At 52.1% G+C, this 18,334-nt stretch carries 12 protein-coding genes; 5 read left to right on the top strand and 7 right to left on the bottom strand.

Translation table 11 applies throughout. The features are described from left to right. Positions 1–206: 206 nt before the first annotated feature. The gene (locus tag CRP01_RS13000; RefSeq protein ID WP_099150492.1) at positions 207–1,154 is read left to right on the top strand and encodes a hypothetical protein; all 948 of its coding nucleotides are present in this window, start codon (positions 207–209) and stop codon (positions 1,152–1,154) included. Between the two features lie 135 nt (positions 1,155–1,289). On the opposite strand, the gene CRP01_RS12995 is transcribed toward CRP01_RS13000, so the two are convergent. Both CRP01_RS12995 and CRP01_RS12990 read right to left on the bottom strand, forming a co-directional pair. Then, positions 1,290–2,039 carry a LytR/AlgR family response regulator transcription factor gene (locus CRP01_RS12995; RefSeq protein ID WP_099150491.1) on the bottom strand — a complete coding sequence of 250 codons (750 nt, stop codon included), beginning with the start codon at positions 2,037–2,039 and terminating at the stop codon, positions 1,290–1,292. Next, positions 2,011–3,105, bottom strand: coding sequence for a sensor histidine kinase (locus tag CRP01_RS12990; protein ID WP_170110349.1), 1,095 nt, complete (start codon positions 3,103–3,105; stop codon positions 2,011–2,013). Before CRP01_RS12990 ends, CRP01_RS12995 begins: the two co-directional genes overlap by 29 nt. A 347-nt stretch (positions 3,106–3,452) precedes the next feature. Between CRP01_RS12990 and CRP01_RS12985 the strand changes: the two genes are divergently transcribed. Further along, on the top strand, positions 3,453–6,014 hold the full coding sequence (locus tag CRP01_RS12985) for an outer membrane beta-barrel protein (RefSeq protein WP_099150489.1): 2,562 nt from the start codon (positions 3,453–3,455) through the stop codon (positions 6,012–6,014). Positions 6,015–6,541: 527 nt separating this feature from the next. Here CRP01_RS12985 and CRP01_RS41880 read toward each other — a convergent pair. Together CRP01_RS41880 and CRP01_RS12975 are read right to left on the bottom strand one after the other, a co-directional pair. Beyond that, complete coding sequence (locus tag CRP01_RS41880; RefSeq protein WP_143473374.1) at positions 6,542–6,763, bottom strand: hypothetical protein; 222 nt, start codon at positions 6,761–6,763, stop codon at positions 6,542–6,544. Between the two features lie 506 nt (positions 6,764–7,269). Beyond that, on the bottom strand, positions 7,270–8,124 hold the full coding sequence (locus tag CRP01_RS12975) for an alpha/beta hydrolase (protein ID WP_099150487.1): 855 nt from the start codon (positions 8,122–8,124) through the stop codon (positions 7,270–7,272). 137 nt (positions 8,125–8,261) lie between these two features. On the opposite strand from CRP01_RS12975, the gene rbsK reads away from it, so the two are divergent. After that, complete coding sequence (gene rbsK / locus CRP01_RS12970; protein WP_099150486.1) at positions 8,262–9,170, top strand: ribokinase; 909 nt, start codon at positions 8,262–8,264, stop codon at positions 9,168–9,170. Positions 9,171–9,417: 247 nt separating this feature from the next. On the opposite strand, the gene CRP01_RS12965 is transcribed toward rbsK, so the two are convergent. From CRP01_RS12965 to CRP01_RS12955, 3 genes are all read right to left on the bottom strand, one after another. After that, positions 9,418–10,704, bottom strand: a complete 1,287-nt coding sequence (locus tag CRP01_RS12965; protein ID WP_099150485.1) for a cation:proton antiporter domain-containing protein — start codon at positions 10,702–10,704, stop codon at positions 9,418–9,420. Between the two features lie 72 nt (positions 10,705–10,776). Then, on the bottom strand, positions 10,777–11,508 hold the full coding sequence (locus tag CRP01_RS12960) for a hypothetical protein (RefSeq protein ID WP_099150484.1): 732 nt from the start codon (positions 11,506–11,508) through the stop codon (positions 10,777–10,779). A gap of 3 nt (positions 11,509–11,511) precedes the next feature. Continuing rightward, positions 11,512–13,920 carry an ATP-binding protein gene (locus CRP01_RS12955; RefSeq protein ID WP_099150483.1) on the bottom strand — a complete coding sequence of 803 codons (2,409 nt, stop codon included), beginning with the start codon at positions 13,918–13,920 and terminating at the stop codon, positions 11,512–11,514. Positions 13,921–14,434: 514 nt separating this feature from the next. Between CRP01_RS12955 and CRP01_RS12950 the strand changes: the two genes are divergently transcribed. Continuing rightward, positions 14,435–15,526, top strand: coding sequence for a PorP/SprF family type IX secretion system membrane protein (locus CRP01_RS12950; protein WP_099150482.1), 1,092 nt, complete (start codon positions 14,435–14,437; stop codon positions 15,524–15,526). A gap of 131 nt (positions 15,527–15,657) precedes the next feature. Further along, on the top strand, positions 15,658–18,183 hold the full coding sequence (locus CRP01_RS12945) for a DUF1573 domain-containing protein (protein WP_170110348.1): 2,526 nt from the start codon (positions 15,658–15,660) through the stop codon (positions 18,181–18,183). The last annotated feature ends 151 nt before the right edge of the window (positions 18,184–18,334 follow it).

The raw sequence follows: 18,334 nt of genomic DNA, 5'->3' as shown, positions 1-18,334 counted from the left end.
CGCGTCGACTCAAATGGTATATTGAGACTGCTAAAATTTCCAATTTCGGATTGGGTATACCATTAAGGCAGCCTTGTGTCCCCAGGCCGCTCAAGAATTTCATTTACTTCAATGACGCGGAAGGACCATCCGGTACGGTCACATTTTTCCAACTGCAGACACATCAGGGCAGATTTGAATATTAAACCCTAAAACCCCGAACTGGAATGGAAACCTTCGCCTCCCTGAAACCGACCACCACTTCTAATGCTATTTCGACCAGCCTTACGGCCGGAGCGGTATCCGACCAGGCCCATGCCATGGATAAAACTGCCGACCGGCCGGAAATCCCGCAACGCCCGACACCCGCCTGGATGATCAAACGGTCCCTGCCAATGCGCAGCCGGGAAGACATGCGTCTGCTGGCTACCGGCCATTTGCCGCTGGGCATTTTACCGGACGGATTGCTGCTGCCATCTTTTCGCTACCGTCGCCGGGTAGTGGACAGCCTGCGCGACATGCAGGCGGCCAGATACGATAATACCGATGCCGGCCAGCGGGTAGAAAGCTGGGGCAAACCGCTGGTAGATGCCCCTTCCCTGGACGCCCATCTGCGGCTGTCCGTAGACGAAAGGATACAGGCTATTTCCGATCCATTCGTGGACCGCATCCGGGAATGGCTCACCGGGCTGGGCTATCGGGTGGAGGATCTCATCGATCCGCTGACCGGAATGAAGTACCATGCGGGCATATTGCGGCAGATCAGCGTCAGTAAGTCGAACTCTGTGCTGCACGTGGATGATTTTGTCCGCGACGGTCGGATGAAACCGGATTTTCGCCTGCCGGAGGTGCTCCGCGGGCAACACTATTACCAGATCTCTTTCAATTTATTGCTGGAAGACGGAGGGCACCAGGCGGACCCGCTTTACTGTTACAATCGTTTTTACCGCGATGAAGATGAGTCGTACTGCCTGGCCAATGGCTGGCAGTTTCCGGCCGAACTGATGGAGGACGCCAAATACTATCGCTACCAGCCGAAAGTAGGGGAGGCCTACGTTTTTTCCACTACGGCCTACCACGATATCTTCGGCGGGTCTCCGCTGTCCAACCGGATCACCTGGAGTGTTTTCGGTATCTATGTACCGTCGAAAAATCTGATGTTGCTGTATAATTAAACTAAGTTGCGATGCAAGTTAGGTAGGGGGTATAAAGTAGCGGGTAGAGGGATTACCTATCGTTAAAATGTAACGGTTGCAGTCTCTATACGCTCTTCAACTTGAATTAAGGAAAATGCGGTATCGCTGCCCGGCCTATTTCTGATAGTTCAGCCGTTGGAGCAGTTCTTCGCGGTGGGTATCGCTGAAAGGGATCTCGTGTTCTCCGATCTGGATCTGCTGATTGCGGATAGATTCGATCTTTTCGAGATTGACGATAAAGGATTTGTGTACCCGCATGAAACCGTCCGACGGTAGTTTTTCCTCGATCGCTTTGAGGGTAGATTTGGTGATGACGGGTTTCTTGGCCGTTTCCAGATAGATCTTGACGTAGTCTTTCATGCTTTCCACGTGGCAGACATCCGGGATGTTGATCTTGACCAGCGCGTATTCGACGTGCACGAAAAAGGAAGTCGGAGCTGGTTCTTTCGGGGCCGGCGCGGTAGCAACGGCCGGCTGCAGCGGGATTTTGGACAGGATCTGTTTTTGCTTGTAGATCTCATACGCCCGGTAAGCCGCCTTGGTAAAACGCTCGAGGCTGACCGGCTTCATCAAATAATCGACTACTTCCAGATCGTAGCTTTCCACGGCGTAGTGGTCGTAGGCGGTGACAAAAATGACCAGTGGTTTTTCCGGCAGGCTGCGGAGTAGTTTGGTACCCGTCATCCCCGGCATCTGAATGTCGAGAAAGACGAGATCAACACCTCCGGCGGCGAGGGCATCCATGGCCTCAAAAGCATTTTTGCAACTGCCGGCCAGTTCCAGGAACGGTAACTGCCGGATGTTTTCTTCCAGCAGGTTACGCGCCAGGCGTTCATCATCCACGACCAGGCACCGTAGCTTCATAAACAGGTTGTTTTTGCATTACAGGCAGTTCGGAATGAGCGGTCGACAGTTGCAAATGTAGGTTAATGGAGTACCATTCTTCGTTTTGTTGAATATCTAGTTGATGCGTCTGTGGGTAAAGCAGCTCCAAACGCCGTGAGACGTTGCGCAGCCCGATACCCGAACTGGGATCTTTATCTTCCTGGGATTCAGGGCCCATCCGGTTTTTGACGGAAAAGTAGAGATCATTGCCCTTCACTTTCAGGCGGATATTGATCTCGGGGTCCCGTACGAGACCGACTCCGTGTTTAAAAGCATTCTCCACGAATGGGATCAAAAGCATGGGATCGATAAGCTGATTTCCTGCCTGTCCTTCAATGGACAGTTTAATATCTACATCTTCTTCAAAGCGAATGCGCTGAAGGTCAATGTAATTACGCAGGTAATTTAACTCTTTTTCAAGACTTACCGCCTCCTCACTGGAGGTATAAAGCATGTACCGCATGAGTTCGGACAGCTGGATCGTGACCGGTTCGGCCAGGTCCGACTTGGAACGGATGAGGTATACGATACTATTCAGGATGTTGAACATAAAATGCGGACTGATCTGAGACCGCAGAAAGGACAGTTCCGAACGCAGTCTTTCCTGTTGTTCTTCCTGTTTGTCCATTTCCTGTTTGTTGACGTAGGTAATGAAACCGTAGCCGGTACTGATCGCGGTGGCGAATAAAACCGGTACGATAGACCAGAATATCACATTGCGCGAGAGGCGCAGTTCTTCCGGCATCCACCAGGTGCGAAATCCGTATTGTACAAAAGAGAAACCGAGGATCAGTATCACGAGGGATAGGAGATAGGTCGGTACGCCTTTATTACGGAGTATCTTCGGGATCAGCAATTCCGTGTTGATCAAAAACAACGGAATGTGCGCCAGCCCACCCGGGATCAGATAGATCGCGTAGTTTCTCCAGCGTTCGTTTTCGCCGGCATTGATGATTGGCAGACCGATCCACACCGTCCAGAGAACAATATGAAAAATGATGGGAAGCCAATTACCAGAACTCAGTTTGGCACTGATGCGATTCATACCTTTCGGCTTTTGAACGTGTGATAAAAACTCGCCGGTACGGCAGTAATGAAAACTGCTACCCGGTTCGGAAATGATCACCCGCTCGATTGTTTTAGGAATTCTATATAAAAGTAAGTGGAAACAATTACTCACCGAAACCAGCGGCGATGAAAAGGGGGAATTGTGGCGACGAAAAGTGGAAATGTGTCTATCAGACCGCCAAAAACGCCAAATCTCCGGCATTTCGCCTTTGATCTGCTCATTCTCCGTAAGCATCGACTTTCCCCACATGGCGTGTTATTTTCGCCCATCTTTGCGTCGAAATACCTGTTCTGTAATTAAGGAAATAAAAATAAAACACATTTATGCAATCGTTTGAAAGATCATTTATTGGTCGATTGGTATTGGTGCTAATTCTGGTATTTGGAGTAATCACACTGGATTTTGCCCAGAGACCTACAGGAGCCGGCGGATGGAACCGGGGAGCTGCTGCTAATGGCCGTTTCTACGGTAAAGTAGTAGACGAAGATGGAAAAGGAGTAGGATACGCCGCTGTACAGTTGTATGAAAAGACGATGGCCCCCGAAACCGACCAGGCAACGGAGACCCTGGTATCCGGTCAGATCACAGCCGATAATGGTGATTTCAGTCTGGAAAATGTTCCGGCTGGTAAAAAATATGTCCTGAAGATCTCCTTCCTTGGATTGGGAGATGTTGAACAGGAAGTCGCTTTCGAGAAAGGTAACATGGATATGGACCTCGGGAACATCACCCTGAGCGCCGACGCGGAGAACCTGGAAGAGGTAGTTGTTACCGGACAGGCTTCCACCGTAACCCTGGCCCTGGACAGAAAGGTATTCAAAGTAGAAAAAAATGCGATGGCCGCCGGCGGTACGGCGGAAGATGCCCTTAAGAACGTGCCTTCACTTTCTGTGGATATTGACGGTAATGTCACTCTGAGAAACTCGGCTCCGCAGATCTTTGTGGATGGTCGCCCAACAACCCTGAGCCTGGATCAGATCCCGGCCGATGCGATTGAATCGGTAGAAGTGGTCACCAACCCTTCTGCCAAATACGATGCTTCCGGTGGACAAGCCGGTATTGTAAACATCGTAATGAAAAAGAACCGTAGCCTCGGCTACAACGGTAACATCCGCCTGGGAGGCGATACCCAGGGTGGTTACAACGTCGGTGGTAACCTGAACGCCCGCGAAGGCAAGATCAACGCTTTCCTGAGCTTCAACCTCAACAGCCGCCGCAGTCAGAGTGAGCAGGAGACTTACCGCCAGAACCTGGTGGGCAGTCCGCTTACCGATGTTACCCAGACCGGTAGCAGCGATTTCATCGGGCAGTTCATGAACGCCCGGGCCGGTTTCGACTGGTTTGTGGATAACCGCAACACCTTTACCATTACCGGTTCGGCTACCCGCGGTAAGTTCACCCCGGAAAACGTGATCAACATCCGCACGGATTCACTGTTCCCCGGCCGTACGGCTTTCAGTGAAGCTGTCCGGATCTCCGATTCCGAGCGTGAGTTCCGTAACATGGGCGCTTCCGTACTCTACAAACACCTCTTCCCGAAAAAAGGAAAAGAACTGACGGCTGATTTCAATATCAACCGCATCAGCATCGAAGGAATGGGTAACTTCCGTACGGACTACACCACCAGTAACGTGATCAGCCGCGAACGCCAGGAAAACGGCGGCGGTACCAACTTCATTACCGCGCAGGCGGACTACGTGGAAGAGCTGAACCCACAGATGAAACTGGAAGCTGGTGTCCGCGCTGCGGTTCGCAGCTTTGACAACAGCAACGCCAACTTCGTGCTCAACCAAAATACGAACGAATGGGTGAGACGCTCCAACTTTGCCGATCTGTACGAATTTGAAGATAATGTCTATGCCGCTTATACCGCATTCTCCCACGACCTGGGTAAATGGGGCTATCAGATCGGTTTGAGAGCCGAGAGCAGCACCTACGTAGGTACGCTGCCCGAATCGGATGTCACTTTCGAGAACAACTTCCCGCTGAGCCTGTTCCCGAGTGCCTTCCTGACCCGCAAGCTGAACGAAAAAGATGTGCTGCAGTTCTCCTACAGCCGCCGGATCAACCGTCCGAACTTTTTCCAACTGCTGCCGTTCACGGATTTCTCCGACTCGCTGAACCTGCGTAGAGGTAATGCCAACCTGGTACCGGAATTCACCAACTCCCTGGAAGGTACTTACCAAAACTTCTTCGAGAATGGCAACAACCTGCTGATCTCCGTATACTATAAGCAGGCTTCGGACCTGATCACTTCCTATCAGTTCCAGGAATTCGACCCGAACCTGAACCGCGATGTAGTGATCACCAGCTACGCTAACTCCAGCAACAGTGAAGCTTACGGGGTAGAAGTTACCTTCCGCAACGCCGTCACGAAAGCTATAGAAATGACCACCAACGTAAACCTCTATAACTCTAAGGTGGATGCTTCCAACGTGGAAGCCGGCCTGATCAACGAGCGGTTTACCTGGTTTGCTAAAGAAAATATTGACATCCGCCTCCCGGCCGGTTTCACCATGCAACTTTCCGGTGAATACCAGGGACCGGCAGCCTTCACCCCGTCCGACGGCGGTGGTCACGGCTGGAGAGGAGTGACCAACTCCGCTCAGGGTTATACCATCGGTCGCGGTTATGTAGATGCAGCCGTTCGGAAAGACCTGTTCAACCGCAAGGCTAACCTGACCGTGAGTATCAACGATATCTTCGGTACCCGCAAGAGCGGAAGCTATTCCGAATCCGAGTTCTTCATCCAGGACAGTTGGCGCCTGCGTGCACCGCAACAGGTGAGAGTGAACTTCTCCTACCGCTTCGGTAAAGTGGATTCCTCACTGTTCAAACGGAAGAACAACCGCGTGAATAACGAGGGTATGGATATGATGCAGTAAACAGACAGTAGCCGGCTCGTAGTGAATGCGGGCCGCAGCTTACTCGAATGATCATAAAGAAAAAGGAAAGAAAAGAGGAGCAAGAAGACTCCAAGGTTTGGACAATAGTTGCCTACTCGAAGATCCAATGGCAAGCAAACGAAAACATGAGAGTTTGAGGGCAACTATTGTCCAGCCCATGCTGAAAAAAGAAAGATTAGTTCCAATACCTTTAGTTCAGTCATCCCGAGCGATCGGGATGACTTTTTTTTGTTTCTTTCTCTAGTTTTGTCAATTGGATTGCAAAATAATTAAAAAAATGAATTTTTGTTAATGGTGTCGCAAAAGACAAAAATTTCATTCCCGGAATAAGCGCAGAACTCCACCGTTTTTTTGCTGGCAGTTTGCAGATAGAGTACTACAAGGAATACCCTTCCTGCTGGTAGTCGGTCTTGCAGCGATCACTCGCATCAAGCCAAAATCATGAACGCTCGGAGGCGTTTGCAATGCCGACATAATATCATAGGCAAAGACCATTCACCAAAGTTTTAATGACCCGATCCAAAGCCAGACCAGGCTAAACTTTTTACTTCGAACTGAAAAAGGCAGCCTTGAAGTCCAACATGTACAAATTTTCCTGACCAGGATTTTGAAATTGCTATTGCCATTGAAATTGCCATTTTTCTATCAGTCCATACTTTCAGCACCGAACGCCCCTTGCTGCCGGTAGTCGGTCCTTTAGCAACCATTCGCATCAAAGCCAAAATCATGAACGCTCGGAGGCGTTTGTAACGCCGACATAATATCAATGGCAAAAACCATTCACCAAAGCATTAAAGACTACATCCAGAGCCAAACCAGGCTGAACTTTATTCTTCGAACTGAAAAAGGAAACCTTGAAGTCCAACATGTACAAATTTTCCTGACCAGGATTTTGAAATTGCTATTGCCATTGAAATTACCATTTTTCTATCAGTCCATACTTTCAGCACCGAACGATCCCTCCCGGCGAGTAGCCATTACTTTTTCATCCGCTCGGAGGCGTTTGTAACGCCGACATAATATCAATGGCAAAAACCATTCACCAAAGCATTAAGGCTACATCCAAAACCGAACCAGGCTGAACTTTTTACTTCGAACTGAAAAAGGCAGCCTTGAAGTCCAACATGTACAAATTTTCCTGACCAGGATTTTGAAATTGCTATTGCCATTGAAATTGCCATTTTTCTTCAGTCCAAACTTTCAGCACCGAACGCCCCCTCCCGGCGAATGGCCCTTATTTTTTCATTTCCAGGATCTCCCGCAGGTTGTTCAACAGGATATGATGAGCCGGTACGGCCATCGCCCCGTGACTGTAGCCGTCGAGTTCGTAGATCCGGGTAAACGGATGTTTGATCAATTGCATCATTCGCCAGAGATAGGCCACTTCTTCGTAGCGCCCGTAAATTTCCAGGTTCCGGTCACCCAGGATGAGCACCAGCGGGGGAAGGTTTTTGCGGATATGGCTGAGCGGTGCATACTCATCAACCACCACGTCTTCCCAGCCCAGGCCCCGTTCCTGGCGAATGGTAAAATGCGTGACGGCGTGGCCGCTGTAGGAAATAATGCCGGCCAGGTCGTTGGCATTCAGGTCGTGCTTTTCCAGATAAGTAGTGTCCATGGCGACCATGCTGGCCAGGTACCCGCCGGCCGAGTGCCCCGATACAAATACGGCCTCCGGGTCACCGCCGTACTCCCCGATGTGCTTCATCGTCCAGGCGATGGCCGCGGCGGCATCTTCGATATAGACGGGGGCTTTTACTTGCGGGCTCAGCCGGTAGTTGACAGCTACCACCGCAATGCCCTGTTCTTTCAGTCCTTCGGGGATAAATTTATTACCACCGGTAATCCCTCCTCCGTGGAACCAGACCACCGTGGCGAAATCCGTTTTATTTTCCGGGTAGTAAATATCCAGTCGGCAGCGTTCGCGGGCGTAATCGGTCAGTGGGGTCAGGGTGCTGTCCAGGTACAGCAGTTCCGTTTGGGTGAGATAGGTAGTGGCGCTGTTACTATTTTGGGCATTCAGACCTGCCTGAACGGTAACGAAAAAGATCAGGCCCAGCAGCAGCAATTGGAAGTGTTTGTGGATCATTATAGATTTTTTTGAAAAGGTAATCTATTTTGGCTGGTATCTTCGCAAAAGTGGAATTTTAGCCTATAAATTCAAAAACCGGACCGGGGTTAAACGCTAAAGTCGAGCTTAGCCCGGGCCCGAACGAAAATCGCCGTATGGGAAAGGTAATGGTAGTCGGCAGCAGTAATACGGATATGGTCGTGACCTCAGCCAGAATGCCGCTGGCCGGGGAAACTGTGCTGGGTAACGATTTTTCCATGATCCCCGGAGGGAAAGGGGCCAATCAGGCCGTTGCGGCTGCCCGGGCCGGCGCGGAGGTGGCCTTTATCGCCAAAACCGGCGCGGATGATTTCGGTCGAAAAGCCATCGAGGATTACCGGAAAGACGGTATTCGTACGGACCTCATACTGACCGATCCCCGGGTAGCTTCCGGGGTGGCCATGATCGTGGTGGATGCCGCCAACGGCCAGAATTCCATCGTAGTGGCCCCGGGGGCCAATAGCTATTTATCACCGCAAGATATTCAAGGCCACGCGGCGTCCATTGGCGAAGTGGAAGTACTGCTGGTGCAATTGGAGATCCCGCCGGAAAGCGTGCGGCAGGCCCTGGAAATTGCCAAAGCCGCCGGAGTACGCACCGTGCTCAATCCGGCCCCGGCCCAATCTCTGGATGATGAACTGCTGAGTCTGGTGGACATTATCACCCCAAATGAATCGGAAACCCGGATCCTGACGGGCATCGACCCGGTCGATGACGCGGCGATACGCCGGGCCGCAGGCCTGCTCTTGGAGCAGGTACAGGAGGCCGTGGTGATCACCCTGGGTGCCCGGGGCGTATTCTTTCAAGATCAGACGGCGCCCGGAACTTTCATTCCCACCCGGGAGGTCCAGGCGATCGATACTACCGCCGCCGGAGATGTCTTCAACGGCTACCTGGCCGCTTTGCTGGCCGATGGGCAGGAATTCCAAAAGGCCATCCGACTGGCGAACGAGGCGGCCGGCATTTCCGTAACGCGCAAGGGGGCTCAACCGTCGATTCCTTATTGGCGGGAGCTGGCCGGGTAGGGTAGGGCGGAAAGACAAATGGTTTGCCGAAGAGACTGTTTGAAAACCTCTCACTGGGTTACAAAACGCGGCTTTTACCGCCATTTTGCACCTATTTTTAACTCCGTAGCTGGGCTATGCAGTGAAAAATAGCTTTCAATTGACGGCAAAATCCGGGTTTTTCTCCGACAGCAGAAGTTTTCAAACAGTCTCTAAGCGATACACTTTAAGCAAACCATTTGTCCCATTTTAGCCGATTGGGAAGTGATCAATGCGTCTCTTTCTCCTCCGGGCCAACGCTGATGCTCGGCGCTTTCCATCGCACGTAACCCACCGGATTATCCTGGGCCTTTTTGACCGCCCGGCTGGTGCGCCTTTTGTCGTAGATCATGGCAAAGGTCATGATCAGACTGGTGGCAATAATGATGAACAGCAGGATACCCGCCTCGAAACCTTCCACCCGCACTTCCGTCGGAATGGCATTGAACAACAGAATGGTGATCAGGCCCCGGGGCGCAATGTAGAGTTGCGGAACGATATCCGCCCCGACAAAAATCCGTAGGATGATGAACCGGATCAGGTAAATGGACAGAATAATGAGTCCGCTGACCAGCGCGACGTTTAGGCTCGCCAGTGAAGCGAGGGAAATGGTCAGACCGAAGATCACAAAGAAGAAAGTCCGGACGACAAAGGCGGTCTCCATGGTAATGACGTGCAGCCCCTCGTAGATGCCCTTGGCCTTTTCCAGATTGAGCCATTTACTCAGCGGCCCCCGGAAGAACAACTGCATATTGGCGATCAGCAGCCCGAAGATCAGGATGATGATCAGTGAGGACAGGTGCATCTGCTTTCCTACTGAATAGAGCAGGAGCAGTACGGCGATCAGGAGAAAGAGCTTCACGTGGCTCCGGATATTCTGAAACACCAGAATGATGAGGTAACTGGCAATGAAGGAGATCACCAGGGTCAGTACCAGATTACCCGCAAAGCCGGCCAGGCCGCTGCTGTGTTCGGCGGCATCGATCTGTCCGGTCAGGAAGTAGAACAGCATGATCCCGAGAATGTCCGAAAAAGTACTTTCGTAAATATGGAATTCCTTTTTCACTTCCGTCAGTCCGCTCACACTGGGAATGATGATGGCACTGGACAGGATCGAGAGTGGCGTGGCGTACAACCAGGCCGTTTTGGTATCCATGCCGGGAATGAACTCCTGCAGAATGAGCGCCGCGATCCAGGTGGACCCAATGAGCCCGATCAGCGCGATACCGAGGGCCTTGGCAATGGGCAGGTATTTATCCTTGCGCAGTTTCAGTTCCAGTGCGGCTTCCAGTACGATCATGATCAGCCCGATGATCCCCAGTACCTCCAGGATGGGATCGAAGTTCAGATCGCCGCCGCCAACGGCATCCAGCACGAATTTTAGTCCGATCCCCAGTAAGATCAGCATGAGTACCGAGGGAATGTTGGTCTTCCTTGATACCTCCCCGAAGAAGAAGGAAAGGATGATGATGACCGAAGCCTCGATAATTAGATTGTAAGAAGTTAAAAAATCCATTTGAGTGTGTTTTATGGCGCGGGATCCGTTGCCGAGTAGGGTATGCCTACGCTTTCGGCCGGTTCCCGGTGGCTATGCTTCGTTTAAATGACATTCGTAGCCCCATTCCCGGATGAGGGCCATGAGATCGTGCAGATGGTTTTCTTCCCGCACCAGCACCCGGGCTTCCAGTTGCTGATCCCGCTCGTCGTGAGCGGTGATCTCCGGCTTGTGGCTCCAGTCCAGATAGGGCGTGGTCACAAAGAGGTGTTGCAGGTGTTGCAGATGGCGGACTTTACTATCCTTATCCTTCGGGCGGATCTGCAGGTGGTAAAATCCTCCGATCTCATCGCCGGCGATCACGGTATAACCGCTATCCAGCAGCTTACCGTAGGACAATTTATACAAGCCTTCCTTGGTCTGTAACTCTACGCCCAGTCGGCTGATCTCCAGAACGACGCCTTCCACCTGGCCGGCGCGCAGCCGCGCACCCCGCTCGATGTGATGATCCATCTGAATGACCCGGCCGGCAATGTAGTTGCGTAAGTGGGTGAAGCCACTCAGAAAGAGCAGGGCCAGCAATAAGCCGTGAAATACCGGATTGATCAGCACAAAAATGCCGCCCACCCAGATCACCGCCAGGGGTTCGAAAACCAGAATGAGGAACCGGATCACCCGGTGGACCGGTTGCATCCAACTCCCCATCACCACGACGCGGGTCAGCAACCGATCGATAAACTGCAGGGCAAAGAACAGGCCGAGCAACAGTACGATGCTGCTCAACAAGTAGCCCCAGCTAAATTGAACGGATAAGATATCTTCCATAATCTACCGGTGGAATTTCAGATAATTTTTCTTTTCGAGAATACGACCCAGGTCATTGGCCGCGGATTCAGTGATCTCCAGCCAGCCGTCGGCAGCACGACGCAGCAGACCAATACTGATCAGTCGCTGCAATACGCCCCGGTATTTATCGGAGAAGGCCGGACCGAAGAGTTTGCGCAGGCGGTACTCGTTGGTCTTTTTGGCCAGCACCACACTCGATAGCAGGAGTGCACTTTCCTGACTGATCACATCGGGCAGCTCGTAGAGGTTCTTCAGGTGATGCATCACCCGGTCTTCGTCGATGGCGTGGGTGGAAAAGGCCCAGATGTTCAGCGCTTCGCCGATATTGCCGTTGGCCGCCTTGTGTACCTTGGCCGTCATTTGCTGGAATTGCTGCGGGTGCACTTCACGTTCCTTGCTATCGAGCAACTCCTTGTGCGTAGCGCCGTGGCGGATCATGATCGCGTCCCGCACATCCTGCAGGGGCATCCGGTCCAGGTTGATCTCCGCCTGGAAGACCTTCATGATGTCGAAAAAGCGTTCCAGTTGGTGACGCAGACTGTTGCCCATAGCCACCAGAAAGAACAGGTGGTTTCCGTAATCGTCGATATACCGCCGGAGGGCGCTGACGTTTTTGCCGAGGGAGATATTGTGGTCCCGCCACAGTTCCAGATCATCGATCCAGATGAGGTAAGGCGTATTCAGGGTGTGTTTCCGGATAAAGCTCAGGGCTTCTTCCAGATCGTAGGTGGTACTCATGCGTCGTCCCTGCACCGTAATGCTCGACTGCGGAGCCAACCGGATCGTCCGTTGCGGAAAATACCGGTTGCTGACCAGTTCGCCCATCAGCGACTTGCCGGACAAACGCTGACCGGTAAGGGCTACCGCGCCCCGGTAACCGTTGCGCCAGTCCTGAATGAGCCGCTCCAGATGATTGAGTTCATCCTGTCGGCCGACCCAGAAAGATTCGCCGATGTATCCCTTGGTCAGGAATAGGCTGTTGTAGTGGGTATTGGTGGTTTCCCAGTTCCTGCTTTGCAGATAACGCACTACCTTTTCGGATACGGAGAGGGATTCTTCGATCTCCACCGTTTTCCGGAAGCGGCTAAAGGCCTTACTCTGGTTGACGGTCCATTCCTGCAGGCGGCTGACCAGCGCGTTCTGGTTCACGCGCAGTTTATTGATGGTCGACTGCAGCGGTACCGGCAGAAAACTATCGCTATGGTGGTAAATGCGGCTCAGGCTGAAGCTGTCCTTCATCCGGGCCTGCACCATTTCCTTCAGGCGCAGCATATCCTGCTCGGTGGCGTCGGATTTGCGGATAAACGACTGCATCGGATAGACGAGGTCTTTCCGGTCGAATTCAATATTTTTGCTTTCCGCACCGTCGGAAGCCAGTAGCAGCGCCCGGTTGCGGATATTGAGCAGGGACATTTTCAGCCCGTTGGTATTCAGTTCGGTGATCTCCCAGATCTCGTAGAGCAGAGGCAGGACTTCCGAATCCATCCATTGCCGCGTACTGCGCTGGAAATTGATCTCCTTGTACAGGATCAGTCCGCCTTCCGTATCTACGGGCACCTGGATCTTTTCCTGGAGAGAGGCCAGCTTTTTTTCTGCGATGGCCGAAAATTCGGAAAGGTGATTGGCCAGTTGAATGTCGGCCTCTTTTTCTTCGAGCTGGTTGGCGATCTTTCCCGGTTTCACCTCGCCGTTGTGCAGGATGGAATCGATGGCCTGCTGGGCGATCTTGCGGTGCTGGACCAGTTCTTCCTGGCAGGCCGCTACCGTTTCAAAAAGCGCTTCCCGGATCACCTGAAAGGCCTCGGCGGTTTCGCTGAGTTCCCGGAAGGAATCCACCAGCTGGTCCAGTTGGCTGAGTATTTCCTGCAACTGATCCCGGTAGACCGGCCAGGGATTTTGCTGTAATTTCAATTCCCGGAGGATCTTTTCTACGCCGCCTTTCTGTTTGCGGGCGTCCTGCAGGCGTTTGTCCAGCAAACCCGATAACTCGGATGCGGCCTGCCGGACCGTATCCTGCGAGGCCTCGTACAATTCGATCACTTCTTCTTTGGGAATGGCCCTGACCTGATGGAGAATAAAGGCCTTTTGTAATTCAAACAACACATCCCGCCAGAGGATCAAAAATCCCTTGGCGCCTTCCGGCCAGAAATAGGTGGCGAAAAAGGCCTGCTGACGGGCGGTGATGGACGGCGCTTTTTTTTGTTCCCACAATTCGTAATAGTGATTCCCGAAGCGAACAAAGGCTTCGACTATCTGGTGCCCCTGCCGGGCCATTTGTTCCAGAAATGCGGCATCCGCTGCGTCGATCTGCCATTCGGGAATACCGTTTTGCAGCACCTCATCGAGCTGGGGGGCAATGTCTTTGCGGTTTTCTTGAGAGATTTCGGTCATTTATCGGATGTCTTAAAGTATACGCTAAGAGACTGCATTAGCACCTGAACTACCGGGAAAACGAAGGCTGCCACCGGTTGAGCGGTTTTAAAACAGTCCTGTACATGGACTGGCGTAAGATAGCTGGTCACAATAGTGTTGGCTGTATTGGCTAAGATAATATTTTATTGCGGTTTCGGGCACCCAGGCCGGGTACTCGGTCGACGACGGGCGATCCGGCGTTGACCATCGGATCATTTTGGCCGGTCCGCAAGCGGGGTTTAGCGGAAATCTTACCTATAAATCCAGTTTCACCCCAACGGGTTCAATAAAACTTTCGGTCTTTTCCGTTAGTATTTATAAAGTCAGGCCGTGCGGTCTTCGCCTGTCGATAGCCAGTAGGTTTAGATCAAGATTTGTCGGGTAATTAAGAAAATAATAGATTTGCTGGTTTGGAGTCCGATAGTTTAAAAGTTAACTTGCGGCATCTTTGTACAAAAAAAATTATCTTTCGCCCTAAAGAAAGGACCAGTCTATGAAAATACCAAAACCTTTACGCATTATTCTCGGCGCGCTTTTACTCAGTGGCAGCCTGGCTGCTCAGGATATTCACAACTCTCTTTTTAATATGTCTCCCTTATCGCTCAACCCGGCGCTGACCGGTGCGTTTGAGGGCACGGCCCGGATCGGCGGTATCTACCGGGCACAGGATTTTGGTATTACGGATGTCAGAGGATATTACTCACCGAGTTTTTACGTCGACGCGCCGGTGATCCAGGGATTCCGTAAACAGGACTGGATCGGCGCCGGATTCATGGTCTACAGCGATAATGCCGGTACCACCCGGCTGCGCACCAATATATCCGGCCTTTCGGGAAGTTACCACTTTGCCGTGGATAAGAACCGCAATACGGTACTGACCCTGGGCGTACAGTGGGGGAGCGTCTCCCGCCGGTTTGACGCCAGCCAGGCGATCCTGTCCGATACCTTCGACGAAGCTTTCGGCGGCCTGGGCAACCCCAGCACTACCGACCCGCTGGCTTCTCCCAACGGTAATAACAACAACAATCCGGACGATGTAGAGACCTCTTTCAGCGATATCAACGCGGGTTTGATGCTGCGTTCCACCATCAACGACCAGACCCGTCTGGAGCTGGGGCTTTCCATGGGGCACATCACTGCTCCCAACTATTCCTTCAGAGGGGGCGGAGGCAATACCGGGGGCGGACCCACCGATCCGGTTACCCGCAGCGATCGTCCGCGCAAGATCGTGGCGCACGGACGCCTGCTGACCCAGCTGACGGAAGTATTCAGCTTTGAACCGACCTTCCTTTTCCAGACCACTGCCGGGCAGTCCGAGATCGGGATCCAGGCCTGGGGCGGTTACCGGATCAATCCGGACGCCAAGGCCAACTTCGGTCTGGGTTACCGTGTAGGCGATGCCGGCAAGATCCTGTTAGGGCTGGATTATAAAGATCTGCGGGCGGCTTTGAGTTACGATATCACCCTTTCGGATCGCCACCGGATCAACGACTATAACGGAGCCTTTGAGATCGCGGCTTACTACATCATCAAGGTTTACAAAAAACCGAACGTGAAGCCGGCCATCTTCTGCCCGCAGTTTTAACGGTTTTTTAAGCATTATAACTGCCTAAATTTCGTTATACTTGATAGCTCCATATCCTTTATTGAATGAATAATCCCGGTAAATTCCGGAAAACCGGAACCCTGAACCGGGAACCGATTAAAACACATATTATGAAAAGGCTGTTACCGCTTTTCATCCTAACCATCGGAACGCTGCTGCAGGTGGACGCACAACCCCTGAACAAAGCTTCCTACGAAACCATGATCGAAACGGCAGAAGAGCTGGTCGATCTGAAAGATTATTACAACGCTCTGGACTGGTACGAAAAAGCCTTCGAAGAGCGCGAAGATAAAGCCCTGATCCCCATCATTGCCAAAATGAACTACGAACTGCGGGATTACGGACGCGCCGAGCGCTGGTATACCCGGCTGCTGCGTCGTGCGGAGGATACGGAATATCCCGAGGAGCGCTATTACCTCGCCCGCTCCCTCAAAATGCAGGGCAAATACGACGAGGCCATCCTCGCTTTCCAGGAGTATCTGCTGCTGACGGATGACCCGGATATGAAAAAAATGGTTGAGAATGAGCTGACCGGTTGTGAAATGGCGCAGGTGCTGCCCGAAAACCCACAGGGCGTGACCATCGAGAGTGCCGGCCGGGATGTCAACTCCCCGACTTCCGAATATTCTCCGACCATGTCACCGGACGGAAATACCCTTTACTTCGCCGCTTTGGAGGAAAGACGCGAAGTAACGATCATCAAGGATGCGGGTGATGATTTCTACGCCAAGATCTACCAGTCGGCTAAAGATGATGACGAATGGGACAAACCCGATGCACTGGACGAAAAGATCAACCGCCCGGGATTCCACTCCGTCAACCCGAGCCTTTCTCCAGACGGTCGCCGGATGTATTTCAACCGCGTACAACTGCAGGGTAACAAACCCGGAGAGACCAAGATCTACTGGAGTGAATACGGTGACGGCGGCTGGCTGAGCGCCAACGAAGTGGAAGGGGTAAACGGCGATTATCTGGCGTTGCATCCCACCGTCGGTGAACTGTTCGGTAAAGAAGTGCTGTTCTTTGTATCCAATATGGAAGGCGGACACGGCAACTACGATATCTACTACGCGACCTACGAAGGTGCCGGCAAATATTCCGATCCGGTCAACCTGGGCGAGACGATCAACAGCATCGGCAACGAATACTCCCCCCACTACCACGACGGTACGCTGTACTTTAGTTCGGACGGGCACCCGGGGCTTGGAGGTTACGATATTTTCTATTCCGTCTGGGATGGTTCTTCCTGGAGCCAGCCCAAGAATATGGGCAAAAGTTTCAACTCCAGTGTGGACGATATGTACTTCCGTCTGGACGAAAGCGGCTACAACGGCTACTTCACGTCCAACCGGCCGGAAGGACGCTCTCTGAAAAGCAAGACCTGCTGTGACGATATTTACAGCTTCAACATCGCTCAACTGTACGCAGACCTGGTCGTCGGTGTTTTCAGCGAGGAAAAGAAACCGATCCTGGGCGCTACCGTAAAGCTGGTGAAAATGGTTAACGACACACCGGGCGAAACGGATGCCAAAACCCAGGAGAAGGGGAACCGCTTTGACTACGGTCTGGAGCTGGAAGCTCCCTACAAAGTGGTGGCTACCGCCGAAGGATACTATCCCGATTCGGTAGGGCTGAACACCGTCGGGCTGAAAGAATCCAAAACCTTTGAGCACCGTTTCTTCCTAAAGGCGAAACCGGTACCGCCGGCCGAACCGGAATTCGACACCATCACCATCGAAGAAGCGATCGTACTGGAAAATATTCTCTATGAATTCGACAGTGATCGCATTCTGCCGGAAGCGGAAAGTGACCTCGAAGTAGTGAAGGGTTTGATGGAACAGTATCCGGATATGCGCATCGAACTGAGTGCCCATACGGATTACCGGGGTGATGATGATTACAACCAGCGCCTCTCTCAATCCCGGGCCGAATCCGCCCGTCGTTGGTTGATCCGCAACGGGATCTCCCGCAGCCGGATCGAAGCCGTGGGTTACGGAGAGACCAAATGGCAAACCGTAAGTGCCCGGGCGGCGACGATGAATCCCTTCCTCACCGAAGGAGAAGTGCTGACCCCCGAATACATCGATGCCCTGCCGACCAAAGAAGAGCAGGAAGTCGCTCACCTGCTCAATCGCCGGACGGAATTCAAGATCATTGAAGGCCCGACCAGCATTACCATCAAGCGGACCGAACTGCGCAAGAAACCGACAACCAAGTCGTCGAACGATCGCCGGTCACTGCCGGTCATGCCCCAACAGGATACCATTAAAGTGAGCGAAATGTCTTCGCTCTACGGCAAATCACTCAAGCAGGTACCTATCATGGATTTTGCGGAGCGAAAAGTGGCGCTGGGTAAAGTGAAAAAAGGCGAAACCCGCGAATTCGATTACACCTTCACCAATCGCGGAACGGTACCTCTGCAGATCTCGATCATTACGGCCTGCGAATGTACCACTACCGATTATTCTACCGAACCGGTAGCTCCCGGAGAAACCGGTAAAATCCACATCCTCTTCGACAGTTCCGAAAAGGATTACGAGGAGATCATCGATGTGACGGTGATGCTGGAAAACGTAGATGCGGAGGGCATTCCGATCATTGAGAATCTGGAATATAGTTTCGACATTGAAAAGTAGGAGTAGGGGAGAGACTTTCCAGGTTTCCAAAAACTTACGGTATGCACACATTTTGTGTAAGTTCTTTGACAAGATTGCTACCTGAATAAATAATATCCTTCGAGGATGTTATAGAAGCGGTTTAAGCCTCTAATAAAAGTAATGGGCCCTG

It is taken from the genome of Flavilitoribacter nigricans DSM 23189 = NBRC 102662, assembly GCF_002646595.1.
GTDB lineage: Bacteria > Bacteroidota > Bacteroidia > Chitinophagales > Saprospiraceae > Flavilitoribacter > Flavilitoribacter nigricans.
Note: the sequence above shows the minus strand (reverse complement) of the source record. Positions and strands in the feature narration are given on the sequence as shown.